We start from the raw sequence: 19,922 nt of genomic DNA on the forward strand, positions 1-19,922 counted from the left end.
AGCTTAAGTGTTCTCCGCTTTTTTTACTGCATCCGTGATAGCTGAAAGGAGTACCTGGGAGGTATATTTCCGGTCTCCTGCATACTGAATGTCTTCCAGGGACTGACTGGAATAGATCTGACTTGCCAAAGAATCCAGAACCGGTTCCATAAGAGGATAGGAAGCTTTTGTGGTTTCATTTAAATTCACCAGACGGATGGCCTTGATCCTGTCAGCATTTACAGTAACTTCCACATCGAAGGTATTATCATTCAGAGTGATGGAAGAGGTATAGACGCCCGGCTTGTAGCGGGATTTTTCGCTGGCTGTATGACTGGCATTTTTTCCGGGACCGAACATGAAGAAAAGAACGACAGCCAGAACAACAGCCAGAGCCAGAAAGACAGCTGTGTAAATGATCTCTTTCATATGTAGGACGATGATCCTGGTTTTGGAACTCATGGCGCACGCCTCCCAAAGCTTTTTATATAGTTTATTATCGGGAGGGAGGATTTATGCCACAGCTGTGCGCAGGTTATCCGATACTGTGCCTGGAAAAATAAGGAAAAGAGCAGGCAGATATTTCAGAATATAGAGAACGACCGTTCTATAGGAGTAGAATTTGTGGTATGATAGGAATACTTCAGGCGCAGGATGGCGCCGGAATGACTGAAAATCTGCAAGTGATCGGGAGGATGAAGATGTCATTACAGTTTATCATAGGAAGTTCCGGAAGCGGAAAATCCTGTTATGCTTATCAGAATATCATAGAACAGGCGGGGCTGCATCCTGAGAAGCTTTTTTATGTGATCGTGCCGGAGCAGTTTACCATGCAGACCCAGAAGACACTGGTGGAAATGAGTCCGGGCAGGGGAATCCTGAATATTGATATCCTGAGCTTTGAGCGTCTTGCATACCGTGTTCTGGAGGAAGTTGGAGGAGACAGCCGCATCCTTCTGGAAGAAACCGGTAAGAGTATGGTGCTGCAGAAGATGGTACAGCAGCATGGAAAGGAGCTTTCCTATCTGGGAGGTCAGATGCGTAAAGCGGGATACCTGGATGAAGTGAAGTCTATCCTGTCGGAGTTTATGCAGTACGATATCCGGGACAGTGAGATTCAGGAGATGATCGAGGATTCCGGTGACAGAGCGTTACTTCAGATGAAGCTGAAAGACGTAGCTGTTCTTTACCAGGCGTTTACCGGATATCTGAAGGATCATTATATGACGGGAGAAGAAGTAATGGATGCGCTGGAAAAAGCTCTTCCGTTTTCTGAAAAAATGAAAAACAGTGTACTTCTTCTGGATGGTTACACCGGTTTTACTCCTATTCAGATGCGTGTTGTGGGAGAACTTCTTGCTGTCTGTGAAAAGGTGATGGTAACGGTGACTATGGATGCGGATGAGAATCTGAGCATGAGAGGAAAACCTTATCAGCTTTTTTATATGAGCCGTCAGATGATCCACGGGCTTTCGGAGCTGACCAGGGAGATCGAGACGCCGGTTCTTTTGAAGGATGTGGGAAAATCCCGCTTTTCCCAGGCACCTGCCCTTCATTTCCTTGAAAAAAATATCTTCCGTTACCGAAAAAATATATATAAAAAAGCGCAGGATGAGATCTGCATGTTTTCGGCAGTGAACCCGCAGAAGGAAATGGAAGAAGCTGCCCGCCGGATCGCCAGACTTGTAAGGGAAAAGGGCTGCCGTTATGGTGAGATCGCCGTGATCACAGGTAATCTGGAGGAGTATGGCAATCTTGCAAAGCAGGTATTTACAGCAGCAGGGATCCCGTATTTCATTGATGAGAAGCATACGGTCCTGATGAATCCGTTTGTAGAATATTTCCGGGCAGCACTTGAGATGGCAGTGCAGGATTTTTCCTATGAGAGTGTATTCAGGTATCTCCGCTGCGGAATGTCCTGTGTGACCAGGGAGGAAGCAGACCTTCTGGAGAATTATGTGCTGGCTCTTGGTATCCGTGGATTTAAGAGATGGGATGAAGTGTGGGTGCGTATTTACCGGGGAATGCCGCCGGAAAGCATTCAGAGGCTTAATGAGATCCGGAAGCGGTTCGCAGATGAGACCAGAGAGCTTGCGCTAAGCTTTAAAGGCGGGAAAAAGACGGTCCGGGAATATTGTACTTTTCTCTACGAGTTTGCAGTGCGGAGCCAGGTGCAGCAGAAACTGAAGCATCAGGAACTGAAATTCAAGGAACAGGGCGACAAGGCCATGGAAAAGGAATATGCCCAGATATACGGAATCGTTATGGAACTTCTGGATAATATGGTGGAGATCCTTGGAGAGGAAACCGTGAACCGCCAGGATTTCCGTCAGCTTCTGGAAACAGGACTGAACCAGGCCAAGGTGGCTCTGATCCCGCCAAGTATGGACCAGGTACTTGTGGGAGATATGGAGAGAACCAGGCTGAAGGATATCCGTGCACTGTTTTTTGTGGGAGTAAATGAAGGGAATATTCCGAAGAATACATCCGGTGGAGGAATGCTTACGGAGATTGACAGAGAATTTTTTAAAGATCAGGGGATCCAGCTTGCACCGGGGCCAAAGGAACTGATGAACATGCAGCGATTTTATCTGTATCTGAACATGACCAAGCCAAGAGAACTGCTCTGTCTGTCCTTCTGTCAGTCCGACAGCCAGGGAAAAGCCCTGAGTCCGGCCTTTCTTGTCAGTAATATCCGGGAGATGTTTCCGGAAATGGAGATCCGGCAGTGCGGAGATATGCAGGAACCTATGGAATTACTGGAGCTTCCGGGAATCAGCCTGGATTATTTCCTGAGAGGGCTTGCAGGAGAAGCTTACCAGGATAATGCGGTCTTCCAGGAACTGTACAGCTGGTATCTTCAGAGCCCGGAATACCGGATCCTTGTAAAAAAACTTACAGAGGCATCTTTTTCAGAACGACCGTCAGATAAGATCGGAAAAACAGTGGCAAAGATCCTCTATGGAGAAATTTCTCCGTACAGTGCTACCCGGCTGGAGCGTTTTGCGGCCTGTGCATTTGCACATTTTCTGCAGTATGGCCTGAAGGTTACAGAACGTGCAGAGTATGAGTTCCGGGCTATGGATATGGGAAATGTCATGCATATGGCACTGGAAAAATTTGCGGCGGAAGTCCGAAAAGAGGGACTGGACTGGGCAGAGCTTACGGAGGAAGAGCGAAACCGTATCATAGACAGCTGTCTGGATCAGGTTTCCGCAGATTACGGAAATACGATCCTTAAAAGCAGTGCGAGAAATGAATATATGATCGAACGGACCAGACGTATTTTGCGGCGTACCGTGTGGGCTTTGCAGGAACAGCTGAAGCATGGAGCATTCCGGCCGGAAGGATTTGAGGTGAGGTTTCAGGGCGGAAGGATCGACCGTGTGGATATCATGGAAGAGCCGGAGAACAACCGGGTCTATGTGAAGGTGATCGATTATAAAACCGGAAATACTTCGTTTGATCTGCTGGCGTTGTATCATGGCCTTCAGCTTCAGCTGATGGTCTATCTGGATGGAGCATTACAGGTGGAAAAACGGAAGTATCCGGATCGCGAGATCGTTCCGGCCGGTGTGTTTTATTATAATGTGAAGGATCCTATGATACAGGAGAAGATCCATGCGGATATGGAAAGCATCAATGAGCAGATGCTGAAGAAAATGAAAATGAACGGGCTTGTACAGGCAGATGATAATATGAGTACCAAAATCGACAGCACTATGGCCTCCATACCGGTATCCCTGAACCGGGACGGAAGCTTCAGCAAAAGATCTTCTGTTGCCTCAAGGAAGCAGTTTGATGCTCTGGGAGCGTATGTGCGGAGAAAGATCTGTGACATCAGGGAATCGATCCTGGATGGAAATGCGGCAGTGGAACCCTATGAACTTGGAAAAAAGAATGCCTGCACATATTGTCCGTATCTTACTGTGTGCGGCTTCGACAGGAAGATACCGGGATATGAGTTTCACAGGCTGTCGTCCATCGGAGAAGATGCACTGTGGAAAAAGATCATGAAGGGAGAGGAAGAGAATGGCAGTGAAATGGACTGAGGAGCAGAAAAAGGTCATCACGCTCCGGGACCGGAATATTCTGGTCAGCGCAGCAGCCGGTTCCGGTAAAACTGCAGTGCTGGTGCAGAGAATCTTAAGTAAGATCATGGATCCTTTGAAACCGGTGGACATTGACCGTCTTCTGATTATGACATTTACAAGGGCGGCAGCGGGAGAGATGCGGGAACGTATCGAGCGTGGACTGGATCAGGCACTGGCTGAAGATCCGGATAATGAGCATCTGCAGAGACAGATGACGTTGATCCATACGGCACAGATCACTACCATTGACGGCTTTTGCGCCTATGTGATCCGAAATTATTTTCATCTGATCGGACTGGATCCGGGTTACCGGACGGCAGATGAGGGTGAACTGAAGCTTTTGCAGGAAGATGTGCTGAAGGAGCTTTTTGAGGATCATTATGCAGAAAGAAAGGCAGATTTTACTGCATTTGTGGAATGCTATGCGCCAGGAAAAACGGATGAAGGACTGAAGGAACATGTTCTGGAGCTTTATAATGCTGCGATGAGTAATCCATGGCCCGAAAAATGGCTGGACAGCTGTGTGGAGAATTATCATCTGGATCCGGAAAAAGGTCTTGAGGGAACGCGATGGTTCCGATATCTGTGGGAGGCTGCAGACTGCGCACTGAAAGAAGCGGAAGAGCTTACAGAAACCGCAATGAAGACCTGTCAGCTTCAGGATGGACCGGAGCTTTATCTGGAGGCTCTGGAAAAAGATATGATGCTGATCCGGCAGTTAAAACAACTGTCCGTTAAAAGGGATTATGATGAGATAGCGCAGAATCTCCGGAATCTGAAGTTTGCAAGACTTTCCTCAAAAAAAATGGAGGGAGTATCGGAGCAGCTGAAAAATCTGGTAAAAGCTCTTCGCGAAGATGCAAAAGACAATTTGAAGGAACTGGGAATCCGATATTTTTACGGAAATCTGGCTGAGCTGACGGAACTGACAGAAGCATCTGCACCACCGCTGGAGATGCTGGTAAAGCTGACAAAGGATTTTGCAGAACGTTTCCAGGCAAAGAAGCGTGAAAAAAATGTTCTGGATTTTTCGGATATGGAACATTTTGCCCTGGATATCCTTCTGAAAAAGGAAGGAGAAACCTATGTGCCCAGCCAGGCGGCAAGAGAGCTTTCTGAAAAATATGATGAGGTCCTGCTGGATGAGTATCAGGACAGTAATCTGGTCCAGGAGATCCTGATGCAGACAGTTTCCGGCTGGGTCAATGAACGTAAAAATATCTTTATGGTAGGAGATGTAAAGCAGAGCATCTACCGTTTTCGTCTGGCCCGTCCGGAACTGTTCATGGAAAAATATAAGAGCTATTCGCTGGAAGACAGTCAGGAACAGCGGATCGACCTGCACAAAAATTTCCGAAGCAGACCGGAAGTCCTTGAAAGTGTCAATTTTATTTTCCGGCAGATCATGGGGGAAGATCTGGGAGGAATTGCCTACGACGAGGCGGCAGCTCTGTATCCCGGAGCTTCTTTTCCAGAAGGCCAGGATCCGGAATTTGTAAAAACAGAGATCCTTCTTGTGGATAAATACAGTCCGCTGCTGGAAGATGAGGATGAAGAAATAACGGAGAATGAGAGAGAGCTGGAGGCCCTTGCCATTGCAGAAAGGATCCGATCTATGGTAGGGCATGAACGGGTGCTGGATAAGGAAACGGGAGAGTATCGACCTCTTCGATATGGAGATATCGTGATTCTGCTCCGATCTGCTTCAGGCTGGGCTGAAACCTTCGGGGAGGTTTTGAGTGCAAGAGGGATACCGGTATATACGGCCTCCAGAACCGGATATTTTTCTGCAACAGAGGTTGTGACACTGCTGAATTATCTACGGATCCTGGATAATCCGCTGCAGGATATTCCCATGACCGGCGTACTGCGTTCACCGATCGTTGGATGTACCACAGAAGAGCTGGCTGAGCTTCGGATCGCATATCCGGAAGGAATGATCTATGAATGTGTGTGCAGGTTTGTGGAGGACTACAGAAAGCATGGGAGCTTTGAGGAAAACAAAAAAATCCTCGGAGAGAAGCTGTCCTGTTTTATGGACACCATGAATACACTTCGTGATAAGGCGGCTTACACGCCGGTCCATCAGCTGATCCTGGAGGTACTTGCACGTACCGGATATGGAGACCATGCAAAGGCAATGCCAAATGGTGAACAGAGGAATGCAAACCTGAACATGCTTGTGGAAAAGGCAATGGAATATGAGAAGACAAGCTATCGAGGCCTTTTTAATTTTGTAAGATATATCCAGAAGCTTCAGCAGTATCAGGTGGATTACGGGGAGGTAAATCTTTCCGGAACCGGGGAAAGTGCAGTACAGATCATGACGATCCATAAGAGCAAGGGACTGGAATTTCCGGTAGTGTTTGCAGCAGGAATGGGAAAACGCTTTAATTTCCGGGATATGAACGCAAGTATCCTGATCCATCCGGAGCTGGGGATCGGTGCGGATGCGATCCTGCCGGAGAAGAGGATCATTGCTCCATCCCTGTGCAAGCAGATCATACGGAGAACGCTCCTGATGGAAAGCCTCGGAGAGGAGCTGAGGGTACTTTATGTAGCGCTTACACGTGCAAAGGAAAAACTGATCCTCAGTGGAACTATTGGAGCCTTGCGTCCGGAATTGGAAGAATTGTCCGCATTAAGGGACAGTGAGGCACCATTGCTTTCTCTGGGAAGAAGGCTTTGCGGGAAGACTTACTGGGATTATGTACTTCCGGCACTGGTAAGACATCGCTGCATGGCACCATTATTTCATGAATATGGCATCTTTATGAATACCGCAAATCCTCTGTACAAAGATCCGGCAGAATTCATAGTTACAAGGGTCACAGCACGGGAACTGACAGAAAGTGAGGTTATGGAACAGGCGGAGCGGGAAATGAAGAAGGAAACGCTGGAGAACTGGAATCCGGACAGAGTTTTTGACAGTGAGATCCGGGAGGAGATCCAGAGACGTTTTTCTTTTGTATATCCATATCAATATCTGGAAGATCTTCCTGTGAAGGTCAGTGTATCAGAACTGAAAAAGCGAAGCTACCACAGTGAGCAGGATCTGGAAGAAACGGTGGATTATGAGACGGAAGAAGAGATCCAGCCGCTGGTTCCCCGATTTATCGAGGAGAAGAAAGAGGAAGGGTATACAGGGGCACTTCGTGGAACGGCTTATCATCGTGTAATGGAATGCCTGGACTATCAGAAGACAGCAAACAGGGATGAGATCCGCAGACAGCTGAGAGAATGGGTTGACGCCAGGAAGATGGAAAGAAAAGAGGCTGAGTCGGTCCGGGTAAAGGATATCTGGAATTTTGTGGAAACACCCCTCGGACAGCGGATGAAAGCAGCTTCAGAGAAGAGACTTTTGTTCCGGGAGCAGCCTTTTGTGATCACAAGAAAAGCTTCGGAGCTCGATCCGCAGTGGCAGTGTGAGGAAAATGTTCTGGTACAGGGAATCATTGATGCGTATTTTATAGAGGATGAAGAAATCGTTCTGGTGGATTATAAAACGGACTTTGTGAGACGTGGAGAAGAACAGAAGCTGATCGACCGTTATCATGTACAGCTGGAGGATTACGCCCAGGCGCTGGAACGGATGACAGGCCGGAAGGTGAAGGAACGGTATATTTATTCGTTTACTCTTGGAGAAGCGTTCAGTCTCTGATCTGAAAATGAAATGATATGTTAATGTGGGCAGATATCCTGCGGCGGAGAGATTACACTCTCCAGCCAGCAGGATATTTGTTTTTCAGGATCCCGTTTACAAGCTTTCCGAAGCCGAGAGGATAACCGTCCACACAGAGAAGGTGCCAGCCTTTTTTGTGAGCGGCCTCTTCCGGCTCGATCATAAGAGTTTCGCCTTTCAGATAACGGGTAAGCCGCTCGTCGGAAACCGGCAGGGAGATAACTGCTTCCACATCTCCTTTGTGAAGCGCCAGCGCCAGAGGCTGAGACGGCTCAAAACGGTTTTTCTTCAGATCACCCAGGTAGAGGCCGTTTCGAAGAAAGGAGATTCCGCGGAGATCCAGCGGGAAGGGCAGCTGATAGTATACTTTATCTTTGCGGACTTCCACACGGTTCCAGTCAAATTCCTGACCGCCAATGGTTTTCAGGCCGATCTCAGAGAAAAATTCCTCCAGCCATTTCCGGGTATTTTTGTCCGGCCCTTTTGCGGAAAAGCGGAAAACGGGTGGAAGAGAGTCACCTTTTTTGCGGAACAGGGCGAGAAAATGACCTTCGCCATCCATTTTGTGTGGAAAGATTCGGACGCATTTTTGAAGTTCTTCCGGATTAAATGCATTTAAGCTTAACGCGATTTCGGAATCGGAAGTGTCTGCTGTGCCGGCATATTCCGGGCGGCCGCTGGAGAAGCCTTCATATCCTGGCATTTCCATAAGTTCCATATCCGGGCGTTGTCTGAGAAGATAGGCTACCACTTCTTCGTCTTCACATGGGGAAAAAGTGCAGGTGGAATAAAGCAGCATTCCGCCCGGACGGAGCATATCCGCAGCTTTTAAGACCAGGTCTTTCTGGATATCAGAAAGTTCAGCGGATTTTTCCGGTGTCCAGTCGCGGGCAAGGGCTTCCTCTTTTCGGAACATGCCTTCCCCGGAGCATGGAGCGTCCAGAAGGATCTTATTGAAGAAAGCAGGAAAACGTTGGGCAAGTTTGGCGGGCTTTTCGTCGGTGACGAGCATATTTTTCATGCCAAAAAGCTCCAGATTCCTAAGAAGGGCTCTGGCTCTGGAAGTACTGATATCGTTGGCAAGGAGAAATCCGGTGTCATTTAAGGCTGCACCCAGGGCAGTGGCTTTTCCTCCGGGAGCTGCGCAGAGATCCAGGACAAAATCTCCAGGTTCGATGGGAAGCCTGGAAGCCGGTGTCATGGCACTTGGTTCCTGGAGATAATAAAGACCCGCCTGGTAGTAAGGACATCGTGCAGGGCGGCTTTCCTCCTCGTAGAAGTATCCGGTATTGATCCACGGGATCGGCCGGATAGGGAAAGGGGAAAGCGCCTGAAAATCCTGGCAGGAGAGCTTGGCGGTGTTTACACGTAGACCGTAGGTGCGGGGATTTTTGTAGCTTTTCAGGAAAGCATCATAATCATCTCCCAGCATTTCTTTCATACGCTCCAGAAAAGGAAGCGGTAATGTCTGTATTTTATCTGAATCTGTCATAATTTCCTCCATAATATAAACTTGACTCTTTCGGATATTGTGTGAAAAGAGTGGTTTCCGAAAAATATTATAAAGTATAGAGGGATTTTTCTAAATACTATTGACAAAACTATATTATACGATATATGGTATTATTCACAGAACAATATTACATGACTTATCATGTGAGCGTTGGATCGTGAAGTGATCGCGTTCATCAGCATGTAGTAAGACGGAATGTGAATGTCCGTTTTACAGGTCATAGAGAGGTGAGCAGATGGTATTTAATACAGGAGCAGCCCTCCTGGATGCAATCGTCCTGGCTGTTATTTCCAGAGAGAAGGACGGTACCTACGGGTACAAGATCACCCAGGATGTGCGAAGTGTTCTGGAGGTTTCAGAATCTACGCTGTATCCGGTCCTTCGCAGGCTTCAGAAGGATGAATGTCTGGAAGCCTACAATATGGAATATGCAGGAAGAAACCGGAAATATTATAAGCTGACAGATAAGGGCGCAGCGCAGCTGAATCTTTACAGAAGTGAATGGGAGATCTATTCATCCAAGATCACCAGGATGTTTGAGGAGGGAGTTTGATTATGAACAGAAAGCAGTTTATGGAACAGCTTGAACGGCTGCTTTCCGATATTTCAGAGGCAGAGAGACAGGAAGCACTGGAATATTATGAAGGATATTTTGATGATGCAGGTCCTGAGAATGAAGGAGAAGTGATCCGGGAACTGGGAAATCCGGGGAAGGTTGCTGCGATCATTAAGGCAGATCTTCAGGAGAACAGTGAAGATTACGGGGAATACACAGAGAACGGATATCAGGATACCCGTGTGAAAGAGAACGGGGAAATGCCGGACCATTATACAGAAGTAACCGTATACGGAAATGAACAGGGAGAGGCCCATCGTGATACGGGAAATACAGAAAATTTCGAAGACCGCAGGAAAAGACGTGCCCAGCGCGGCTATCACGCAGAGAAAAAGCAGAATAAGGCAGGAATCATTCTTGCGCTGATCGTTCTTGTTTTTGCGGCTCCTCTGATAAAAGGATTATTTGGCGGAGTACTGGGGATTTTGGTGACACTGGCATTGCTGCCTTTCCTGCTGACATTTTTTGCAGGAGCGGGATCGATCATCCTTGTGATCGGTGCAGCTGCGTGCATTGTTGTTGGGATTGCCATGACGGTGTCTCTTCCGCCGGCCGGGATCCTGACTATCGGTATCGGATGCCTGATGATGGCATTTGGACTTTTGTTACTGTTACTGACGGTGTGGTTTACAGGTAAGATATTGCCTGCGATCCTGCGGAAATTTACGGGATTCTGCAGCAATCTCCTGAATGGAAGAAAGGCGGAAAAAGTATGAAACGTTTTCTGAAGGTAATTCTGATCCTTGCAGCAGTATTCGGTGTAGCAGGCCTGGGACTTACTGCCGGCGGAGCTGCCATGGGAGCGACTATGGGAGATGTGAGTGTTCTGGATCATGGAATCACGCAGGTGCTTCGTGTTCTGGATCATGAAGACAGCTGGGAAGTGGAAGATTCCGAGAAAGATATGGATGAGCAGGAGGACGATTTTCAGGCAGCTGCAGAGAGCGCGGTAACTGAGAAGGGCGTTCTGGCAGACAGTGCAGACAGTTCCGCATATACGAAAGTATATGAGGCCTCGGCTGTGTCAGACCTTTTCTGTGATCTGAGATACGAAGAACTGGTTTTGAAAACATGGAATGAGGATAAAGTTCAGGTGAAAGTTTCAGGGAAGGATCACAATCGCATTCAGATCAGCAATGACAACGGTAGTCTGAGAATTGCAAGCAATCAAAAAGTGAGAAACCGTTCCATAGAAATTTTTTGCCCGGAAAACTTAAGCTTTCAGAAGATAAAACTTCAGATGGGAGCCGGAACCATCGAACTGGATGGTGATTTTAAAGCGGAGCAGATGGAAGTAAATGTGGGGGCCGGAACCATTGAAAATTCCGGCAGCCTGGATATAAAGGAAGCAGATTTTACAGTCGGAGTGGGAACTGCTGATATCAGTGAACTTCAGGTAGAGAATTTAAAAGGAAGCTGTGGTATGGGAGATATGGAGCTTACACTTACAGGAAAAGCTGCTGAGTATAATTATGAGCTGAAATGTGGTCTTGGAAATCTGGAGGTGGATGATTCTCTGGAAACATCCATTACTTCCGGAAATAAACAGATCACAAATGAAGGTGCCACGAAAAATATAAAACTGGATTGCGGAATGGGAAACGTTGAGGTTGAATTTGAAGAAGATTAAAGGAGGAAGCATTATGAGTAACAAAAAACTATACAAATCATCAGTAAACCGTATGTTATGTGGTGTCTGCGGCGGAATTGCGGAATACTTTAATATCGGTCCGACTCTTGTCCGGCTGGTATGGGTAATCATCACGCTGATGGGCGGAGCTGGAATCCTGGCGTATATCATTGCGGCGATCATTATCCCGGATTAAAAATGACAGTACCCATAAAGGACGGACATATTTTTCAGAATGCATAATTTATCCGGAAATGGTCCATACTCCATAAAAAAGATGAGGAGTGTGGAAGATGAACAGGGAGAAAGAAGTAAAAGCATATCTTGAGGGAAAGCTTTCCCAGGCGGAAAAATTGAAATACGAGATTGCCGATGAGATGGGAGTTCTGGATAAAGTGATCAAAGACGGGTGGAAAAGCCTTTCTGCAAAAGAAACCGGACGGATCGGTGGTCTTATGACAAAAAAGAAGAAACATAAAAAGTAAAATACAGCCCGAAGGAACAAGGCGAAATGACGCCGGAAAAGTCCTTCGGGCTGTATTGAATTATAAGAATATTTTTCTGGAAAAAAGAAATTTTTTTGACGGTTCAGGGTGGACTGACCAGTGGAAAAGAGCTATACTGTTGGAATAACAGAGGAGGTATGAATGAACATGGGTGAAAAAATTAATAACATTCTAAAGGGTGAGATCATCTCCTCAGTATTTTATATACTGCTTGGACTTTGCCTGATCCTGATCCCCACGCAGACGGTGGACGTGATCTGCAAAGTAGTATTCGGGCTGATCCTCATCGGAGCTGGCATTTATCATATCTATATTTACATACGTGGAAAAGCGAAAGCTACGATCATGGATCTTCTAAGTGGTGTGGTTGTTTTTGTGCTGGGGGTGTTTCTTTTTATGACACCGTCTATCGTGATCAAATTGCTTCCATGGATGCTCAGCGCATTTGTATTGGTTGACAGTCTGTGGAAGTTTAAAGGAGCCTTCCTTCTGAAAAAAGGAGGAAACGGCGCATGGAGCGTGCTTCTGATCGGAAGTCTTGTTTTCATTGCACTTGGAATCGTGATGCTGTTTGGAAGATTTCCGAAGATCATGACTCTGCTGATCTTTTCCGGCTGGGTGCTGGTGTGTGACGGAGCTGCGGATATCGTATTCTATATTATTATGAAGCTGGGGCTTCGAAAGATCGCAAAAAAGGCGGAGACAGAGAAGGAAGATTCTGGTGCAGACAGTGCAGATGCTGTAAATGAAACGGCAGATATGGATGTGCCAAATGATACAAGAACCCAGGATGAAAACGCGCCGAGTGAGCAGCAGAGTGGGAAGGAAACAGAATATCCAACAGAAACTACAGCAGAGACTACAGCGGCTATGCCGGCGCAGGATGCAGACGGATATTCTGCGGACAGAAAAGAGACAGAAGAATCCACAGAACCGGAAGAAGAGCAAAAGCAGAAGAATTCCCGATGGGAAAAAGAACCGGAGAATGTGGAGATGAAGCTCTGGGCTGTAGGCAAAGACCAGGCGGAAACCGGCAGCCTGAAGGATCTTCTGGACGGTTCCGATGAAGAACTGGAAGAGTGGAAGGACTGACCCTTCTCTTGCATCATCTGCCATTCCGTGGTAAGATGTGCACATGAAAAATACAGATAAAAATATAAAGATACTGATGATGGATTTTTCCGGAATATATGAGGATCAGCAGTTCTGGAGGGGAAAAGAAGTATCCCGGGTGGAGGCCAGGGACATTCCCGGAACCAACTGCTACTGTGATGAGGATGCGATGAATGCCATTCGCAGCCGTATTGCCCCTTATTCTTCCGGAGGAATCCATTTTATTGATTCCGGAAACTATCACTATATGACAAGAATCTGGCTGGAAAAGATATCGGAGCCTTTCTCGCTTCTTGTATTTGACAATCACACGGATATGCAGCCGCCGGCATTCGGAGGTCTGCTTTCCTGCGGAGGATGGATCTACGATTCTGTTATGGAACTTCCATTGCTTAAAAGGGTGATCCTGATCGGCCCGGATGAGGAAGCTTTTTCCAGAGTGGAATCGGAGATTCAGGAAAAGGTGGAATTCTTGAGCAGAGAGAAGCTTCTGGAAATGGAAGAGGCGCAGGTGTGTGCGTTTGTAAGCAAGCATGTGGGAAAGCTGCCGCTGTACATTTCTGTGGATAAAGATGTTCTCTGCAAGGATGATGCGGACACGAACTGGAGCCAGGGGGATATGCGCCTGAATACGATGCTGGAATGTCTGAAGAGAGTCAGAGAAATATGTGCAGAGGGAATCCTGGGCGTGGATATCTGTGGTGAATGTGATGTAGCAGAATCTGGAAACAGCGCCTTGAATGACCGGGCCAATGCTACATTGCTGGAGTGTTTTCTGTCCGCATACGGGAGCGAAGATCATGACGGAAATAAGAATGAGATAACAGGAGGAAACCGATGAAAAATGAACTTCTTACCATTGGGCCATTTACGGTATACGGTTATGGTCTGATGATCGCCATTGGAATTTTGGCAGGCTGCCTGACTGCAGAATATAGAGCCGGAAAACAGAAGCTTGACAGTGAACAGATCTTTCCAATGATCCTGTGGTGCCTGGTAGGGGGATTTTTCTGTGCAAAGCTTCTCTTCTGGATCACAGAGTGGAAATCAATTGTTCAGGATCCGGGATTTATAATGGAAACTTTAAGCTCTGGTTTTGTGGTGTTTGGCGGTATCATCGGCGGGATACTGACGGGGCTTTTGTACTGCAGGATCAGAAAGCTTGTATTTTTTAAATATGCAGATGTGATCCTGCCATCTGTGGCATTGGCCCAGGGATTTGGACGGATCGGATGTTTCCTGGCGGGCTGCTGTTATGGAAAAGAGACAGAGAGTATTTTTTCTGTGATATTTCAGAATTCTGAATATGCGCCCAATCACGTGGCGCTGATCCCGACGCAGTTGTATTCCAGCGGACTGGATTTTCTGCATTTTCTTCTGTTGTTGCTGATCGCACGGAACAAAAAAGAAGATGGTCAGGTCACTGCCTGTTATCTGATCTTTTATAGCATTGGACGGTTTGTGATCGAGTTTTTCCGTGGGGATATTATCCGTGGAAGTGTGGGGATTTTGTCGACGTCCCAGTTTATCAGTATTTTTACCGGGATTGCGGGAATCGTGCTGCTGATATTGATCAGGAAAAAAAGAGACAGCAAGAGCTGCGTTTAAACGAATCAGGGAAGTTCCATGTATCAGGAAAAAGTTGGACAATAGTGGTATAAGGACAGGCTTTCGCTGCATACATCTATGAAAAAGGCGAAAGCAGGCCTGTCATGCTCAGAAAAGAAGATTTTGAACCAAATATGAAAACAGAGGATAAGATCCCCGGAGCGCAGACGGAAAATCCGGCACAGAGTCAGCGCTTCGGGGATTTTATCGTGAAATATATGCAGAATGTCCAGGATACTATGGAACTTTTTCCGGGGGCATCTTTTCGGGCGATCAATGAAATTTTCGGGGTTCTTTATGTTCCGCTGGAAAGTATGGGAGAAATTGAGGTCACGGGAACCTCCTATAATTCGATCCCGAAATGCTATACCTACATGGATATGGAGGCAGCAGGGGAATCAGGGATCAACAGGCTGCACGATCACCCTTATCTGAAGCTGCGTGGAAAAGGTACTGCGGTGGCGGTGATCGATTCGGGGATTGATTATCAGAATGAGGTGTTTCGAAATGCAGGCGGCTCCAGAATCGCTTATTTATGGGATCAGTCCATAGAAGAGGAAGAACAAAATCAGTCTGGACGGGAGTTGGAAGCTGAAAATGGAGATGCAGATAATTTGCCGGGGGATGATATAGCAGATACAGAAGTTCCATATGGCAAATTATTCCGGAAAAAGGATATCGACCGGGCACTGGCTTCCGAGGAGCCGTTTGCCATCGTGCCATCCAGAGATACCAACGGCCATGGCACGGCACTGGCGGGTATTGCTGCTGGAAATATGGTACCCGGAGAAAATTTTACCGGAGCAGCGCCGGAGGCAACCCTGATCATCATCAAGGTAAAGCCGGCAAAACAATATCTTCGGAATTTTTATCTTTATCCTCCGGATGCAGAAGCTTTTCAGGAAAATGATGTGATGATGGCCATTGCTTTTGCGATTTCCCAGGCCAAAAAGCTGAAGATGCCACTTTCTATCTGCCTGGGGATCGGAAGCAGCCAGGGCGCGCATCTGGGGACCAATGCGTTAAGCCAGTATGTGGACTATGTGGCAAATTTTTCCCAGGTATCCGTATCTGTGGCAGCAGGAAATGAAGGAAATACAAGAAACCACAGTACGGGGATTTTTTCTCAGGGAAGGGAACAGATCGTGACAGAACTCCGTGTAGCGGAAAGAGAGCAGGGCTTTACCATAGAATTCTGGGGAGAACCGCCGGAAATCTATGAGCTTTCCATCCAGTCACCAACCGGTGAGATACTGGAAGTCAGCAGTTCCATCGGTTCCAGAACCCAGGAGCTGTCATTTGTTTTTGTGGAAACAAAGGTGTATGTGAATTATATCCTGATCGAGCGTCAGACCGGATATTCCCTGGTGTATATCCGATTTTTCCATCCGGCGTCCGGTATCTGGAAAATTTTTACCCAGGCAAGAAATCGACAGAACGTACAGTTCCATATATGGCTTCCTGTGGAAGGGCTGATCTCCCAGGATACCTATTTTCTGGAACCATCCCCCTATACCACGGTGACAGCGCCGGGAGACGCCAGGAACAGCATTACGGCAACTGCCTACCAGCATCGTGACGGAAGCATCTACATTGCAGCAGGCAGAGGCTATACGCCAGATGGCATGATCACTCCACATCTGGCAGCTCCTGGCGTTAACGTAAAAGTGCCGCTGGTACGAGGCGGATTTGGAACCCGCTCCGGAACCAGTATATCCGCTGCACAGACCGCCGGCATCGCGGCACTTCTGTTTGAATGGGCGATCATACGGAATAATCAGCCGTTTTTTACCGGGAGCAGCGTGAAATATTATCTGCAGAGAGGCGCAAGAAGAGAAGAAAACATGCAGTACCCAAACCCGGAGTGGGGGTATGGGAGGGTGGATCTGTATCATACCTTTGAGTTGCTGACGTGAGATGATCTGTTTTTTTGATCATGTATGCTGCTTATTATTTATATATAAAGGAAAAACGATTTCCCGGATCGCAGAAGAAACTCAATGGAAAGATGTATAGATATTACATTTGGAAAAGTAATAAAAGGATACGAAAGTACTAATTTTGGAAAAAATATTCATATAGATAATTCACTTTGTATCGTGTACTATAAATATATGGAAAAATTATATAATGACACAACAGGGAGGAATTTTACTTATGGAGCTTTCAACTTTGGTAAAAATGTCAAACACTTACGGAAGCAATCCGGCCTATGTTCTGGCAGGAGGCGGTAATACTTCTGTAAAAGACGATACAACACTGTATGTAAAGGGATCCGGTACACAGCTTGCTACCATTAAGGCAGAGGAATTTGTCAAAATGGACAGAGCCCGTCTGAATGAGATCATGAAAACGGAATATCCGGCGGATGATGTGAAGCGTGAATCTGCATATCTTGCAGATGTAATGGCGGCAGTGACCGATGAGGATAAAACCAAACGTCCCAGCGTGGAAGCACTGCTCCACAATCTGTTTGCTTATACGTATGTCCTGCATGTTCATCCGACACTTATCAATGGACTGACCTGCGGAAAGGGCGCAAAGGCTCTTTGCGAAGAGCTTCTTGGAAAAGATGTACTCTGGATCGATATCTGCAAACCGGGATACACACTTGCCCGTATCTGCTTCGAGAAAATGAATGCCTATAAAGAAGAAACAGGAAAAGACGTGCAGGTTCTTCTGCTTCAGAATCACGGAATTTTTGTTGCGGCTGATACTGTAGAGGAGATCGGCGTTTTATTCGATGGTGTGATCGGAAAGCTGGAAAAGCAGGTAAAGAGAACTGCGGATGTAAGTGATGCAGTTACACCTGAAAAAGAGCAGGCAGCACAGAAGCTTTCCAGTCTGCTTGGACATGCGGTGGAAGTCGTACCGGCTGCGGAGGCTGATAATTTTGTAAAAGACAAAACTGCTGCAGCACCTCTTCTGAAGCCGTTTACTCCGGATCATATTGTATATTGCGGACCTTATCCGTTATTTGTAGAAAATATTGATGAGGCGAAAAATGCGATGGATGCATTTATGGCAGAGCATGATAAAGAGCCAAGACTGATCCTGGTACAGGGAGTTGGTGCATTTATCATGGAAGATAACAAAGGAAAGGCAGCAAAGGCACAGCTTCTGGTAAAGGATGCGATCAAGCTTGCAGTGTATGCAGAGAGCTTTGGCGGCCCGCTGCAGATGACCGATGAGATCACATATTTTATCACACACTGGGAAGCAGAAGCATACCGCAGTAAGAAATAAAAAAGAAAATATATAGAGAAATAAAGAAAATGCATCGGGAACTATCAGGAATTCCCGGTGCATTTTTTATCGAATGACGGATAAACAGTTACTCAGGACAGAGTTACGCAGCAAATGTGGATATTTTTATCCGCATTACCACAAATCTTATTTCCGATACACGAACGCCGGCAGTCCATCCTCGCCAACCGGAACATTTACAGTTCCCTGGATCAGCGGGCGGGCATAGCGGATAAAGTCTTCGGTGACATCGGAGCCGTCTTCTGTGATCCATTCCACAGGGACCGTCTTTTCTTCGTTGCAGATAACGTTGACATCCTCCAGTGTACATTTCATGGAGTACGGAGAATCACTCTGACGTTTAAATGCGATCATCTTTCCGGTTTCGCCGTTCAGGGCAGCCTGTACACCGAATTCACCGGCGAGGATGCCTTCTTGCTGGTCTGTTCCGGCGAGCATAGCTGCAGAGCAGCGCTGGCTTACATTGAGCTCTACGGAGCGGGCTTTGACACCAAGACGGCTGCGTACAAGATTCTCAAGATATTTACCGCAGCCAGCAAGCATCTTGTGACCGAAGGCGTCGGTTCCGGCAGCGCTGTCGTATTCGCAGATGAAAGTGCCGTCTTTATCATGGATTCCCTCAGATACACAGACTACGACGTTGCAGTTTTTCTCGAAGGCAGCATGAACTTTCCGGAGAAATTCTTCTACATCGAAATCGGTTTCCGGAAGATAAATGAGAAGCGGATTGTCTCCAACATATTTCCGGGCAAGGGCAGCAGCTCCGGTGAGCCAGCCAGCGTGACGTCCCATGATCTCGATGATAGTGACGGATTTTTTCTCATAGACACAGGCGTCCAGGGTGATCTCACGGACGGTGGAGGCTACGTAGCGAGCAGCACTTCCGAATCCGGGAGTATGGTCGGTGTTTACAAGATCGTTATCAATGGTCTTCGGCTCACCGAGGATACGGATGTCGCTGCCGATCTTTTCAGCATAGCGGGAAAGCTTGCTGACGGTATCCATGGAATCGTTGCCGCCGATATAAAAGAACCAGCCGATATTCATCTCCTCGAATTTCTGAAAAAGCTTCGGATAAACCGGATCCTCCAGGGATTCCGGAAGCTTGTAACGGCAGGAGCCGAGATAGGCACCGGGTGTCCAGGTAAGAGCGAGAAGCTGCTCTCCCGGAAGTGCTTCCTGGAAATCAAGGACTGTTCCGTTTAAAAATCCCTCAATGCCGTTGACCATACCATAAACGTGGTCGATCTCCTCTGTATGTTTAAGTGCTTCAGATACCACACCGTAAAGACTGCTGTTGATAGCTGCGGTTGGTCCGCCGGATTGTCCTGCGATAAGGTTCTTTTTTGACATTCTGATACCTCCTGGGTGTTGTTTTTTATATTGTAACAGAAATAGGAGAAGATAACATCTAAAAAAATCACCTTTTTTATAAAAAAATTACTCTATGCAAATGGTCATATCATAGTAATATAATAGTATATACAGAGAAAAGAGGTGAAAAAAACGATGACAGTAAGAAAAGTACAGTTTGAGAGCATGGATGAAGTGAACCGTTTTCTTGATGTGACAGAGCATTTTCCGTTTGCAGTGGATCTGAAAAGGGGAAGCAGAACAGTAAATGGCAAATCCATTCTTGGAGTTGCATCCATTGGCCTTGGCAGAGAGATGGACTTTTGTGCACATGTGCCGGAGCTTGCGCCGGAGATCACATCCAGTCTTGGTTTTTGCATGAGGTAGGTTTAAGAGGGGAAAAAATAAATAATGGTTGATCGATGGTGAATGAGGATATCGTAAGGTCGCAGAGGCGATGGTCGGTATCCTCATTTTTTATAGATGACAAATGTGAATATTTAGAAAAAAATCTAAATACTTATTGACTGGGAAATCCGAAAATGATATATTCTATTTAGA

At 46.8% G+C, this 19,922-nt stretch carries 16 protein-coding genes; 13 read left to right on the forward strand and 3 right to left on the reverse strand.

Annotated elements, in window-relative coordinates:
• Positions 1–3: 3 nt before the first annotated feature.
• Positions 4–441: an FMN-binding protein gene (locus tag CCC70_RS03830; protein WP_118368969.1), complete on the reverse strand. Its 438-nt coding sequence runs from the start codon at positions 439–441 to the stop codon at positions 4–6.
• A gap of 167 nt (positions 442–608) precedes the next feature.
• Between CCC70_RS03830 and addB the strand changes: the two genes are divergently transcribed.
• Both addB and addA read left to right on the forward strand, forming a co-directional pair.
• The gene (addB, locus tag CCC70_RS03835) at positions 609–4,031 is read left to right on the forward strand and encodes a helicase-exonuclease AddAB subunit AddB (RefSeq protein ID WP_330577125.1); all 3,423 of its coding nucleotides are present in this window, start codon (positions 609–611) and stop codon (positions 4,029–4,031) included.
• The gene (gene addA / locus CCC70_RS03840) at positions 4,012–7,734 is read left to right on the forward strand and encodes a helicase-exonuclease AddAB subunit AddA (RefSeq protein ID WP_287084300.1); all 3,723 of its coding nucleotides are present in this window, start codon (positions 4,012–4,014) and stop codon (positions 7,732–7,734) included. The genes addB and addA overlap by 20 nt, the downstream gene beginning before the upstream one ends.
• A gap of 52 nt (positions 7,735–7,786) precedes the next feature.
• Here addA and CCC70_RS03845 read toward each other — a convergent pair whose 3' ends face one another.
• The gene (locus CCC70_RS03845) at positions 7,787–9,247 is read right to left on the reverse strand and encodes an RsmF rRNA methyltransferase first C-terminal domain-containing protein (protein WP_173722851.1); all 1,461 of its coding nucleotides are present in this window, start codon (positions 9,245–9,247) and stop codon (positions 7,787–7,789) included.
• Between the two features lie 256 nt (positions 9,248–9,503).
• Between CCC70_RS03845 and CCC70_RS03850 the strand changes: the two genes are divergently transcribed.
• The 10 genes from CCC70_RS03850 to CCC70_RS03895 all read left to right on the forward strand — a co-directional run bounded on the left by CCC70_RS03850 (position 9,504) and on the right by CCC70_RS03895 (position 17,987).
• Complete coding sequence (locus CCC70_RS03850) at positions 9,504–9,821, forward strand: PadR family transcriptional regulator (RefSeq protein ID WP_015527209.1); 318 nt, start codon at positions 9,504–9,506, stop codon at positions 9,819–9,821.
• Between the two features lie 2 nt (positions 9,822–9,823).
• Positions 9,824–10,600 (forward strand): DUF1700 domain-containing protein, encoded by a 777-nt coding sequence (locus CCC70_RS03855; RefSeq protein ID WP_287084301.1) that lies wholly within the window; start codon positions 9,824–9,826, stop codon positions 10,598–10,600.
• Entirely contained in the window at positions 10,597–11,514 is a 918-nt protein-coding gene (locus CCC70_RS03860; RefSeq protein ID WP_287084302.1) for a DUF4097 family beta strand repeat-containing protein, read from the forward strand. The genes CCC70_RS03855 and CCC70_RS03860 overlap by 4 nt, the downstream gene beginning before the upstream one ends.
• Before the next feature lie 13 nt (positions 11,515–11,527).
• Positions 11,528–11,710, forward strand: coding sequence for a PspC domain-containing protein (locus CCC70_RS03865; RefSeq protein WP_287084304.1), 183 nt, complete (start codon positions 11,528–11,530; stop codon positions 11,708–11,710).
• A 97-nt stretch (positions 11,711–11,807) separates the two neighbouring features.
• A complete protein-coding gene (locus CCC70_RS03870) occupies positions 11,808–11,999 on the forward strand; it encodes a small, acid-soluble spore protein, alpha/beta type (RefSeq protein WP_015527205.1) in 192 nt (63 codons plus the stop codon).
• A 168-nt stretch (positions 12,000–12,167) separates the two neighbouring features.
• On the forward strand, positions 12,168–13,112 hold the full coding sequence (locus tag CCC70_RS03875; RefSeq protein WP_059086005.1) for a DUF308 domain-containing protein: 945 nt from the start codon (positions 12,168–12,170) through the stop codon (positions 13,110–13,112).
• Positions 13,113–13,155: 43 nt separating this feature from the next.
• On the forward strand, positions 13,156–13,974 hold the full coding sequence (locus CCC70_RS03880; RefSeq protein WP_021651344.1) for an arginase family protein: 819 nt from the start codon (positions 13,156–13,158) through the stop codon (positions 13,972–13,974).
• A complete protein-coding gene (locus CCC70_RS03885) occupies positions 13,971–14,741 on the forward strand; it encodes a prolipoprotein diacylglyceryl transferase (protein WP_278603660.1) in 771 nt (256 codons plus the stop codon). The genes CCC70_RS03880 and CCC70_RS03885 overlap by 4 nt, the downstream gene beginning before the upstream one ends.
• A gap of 104 nt (positions 14,742–14,845) precedes the next feature.
• The gene (locus CCC70_RS03890; protein WP_278603659.1) at positions 14,846–16,657 is read left to right on the forward strand and encodes a S8 family peptidase; all 1,812 of its coding nucleotides are present in this window, start codon (positions 14,846–14,848) and stop codon (positions 16,655–16,657) included.
• A 241-nt stretch (positions 16,658–16,898) separates the two neighbouring features.
• Positions 16,899–17,987: a class II aldolase/adducin family protein gene (locus CCC70_RS03895; protein WP_287084307.1), complete on the forward strand. Its 1,089-nt coding sequence runs from the start codon at positions 16,899–16,901 to the stop codon at positions 17,985–17,987.
• A gap of 147 nt (positions 17,988–18,134) precedes the next feature.
• On the opposite strand, the gene CCC70_RS03900 is transcribed toward CCC70_RS03895, so the two are convergent.
• The gene (locus CCC70_RS03900; protein WP_118368989.1) at positions 18,135–19,361 is read right to left on the reverse strand and encodes a 6-phosphofructokinase; all 1,227 of its coding nucleotides are present in this window, start codon (positions 19,359–19,361) and stop codon (positions 18,135–18,137) included.
• Between the two features lie 156 nt (positions 19,362–19,517).
• Here CCC70_RS03900 and CCC70_RS03905 point away from each other — a divergent pair, with 156 nt between their 5' ends.
• Positions 19,518–19,748, forward strand: a complete 231-nt coding sequence (locus CCC70_RS03905; RefSeq protein ID WP_110103223.1) for an HPr family phosphocarrier protein — start codon at positions 19,518–19,520, stop codon at positions 19,746–19,748.
• Positions 19,749–19,922 lie beyond the last annotated feature (174 nt).

Origin of the sequence: Blautia sp. LMAG:89, assembly GCF_008679485.1 — a bacterium.
Classification (GTDB): Bacteria; Bacillota; Clostridia; order Lachnospirales; family Lachnospiraceae; genus Blautia_A; species Blautia_A fusiformis.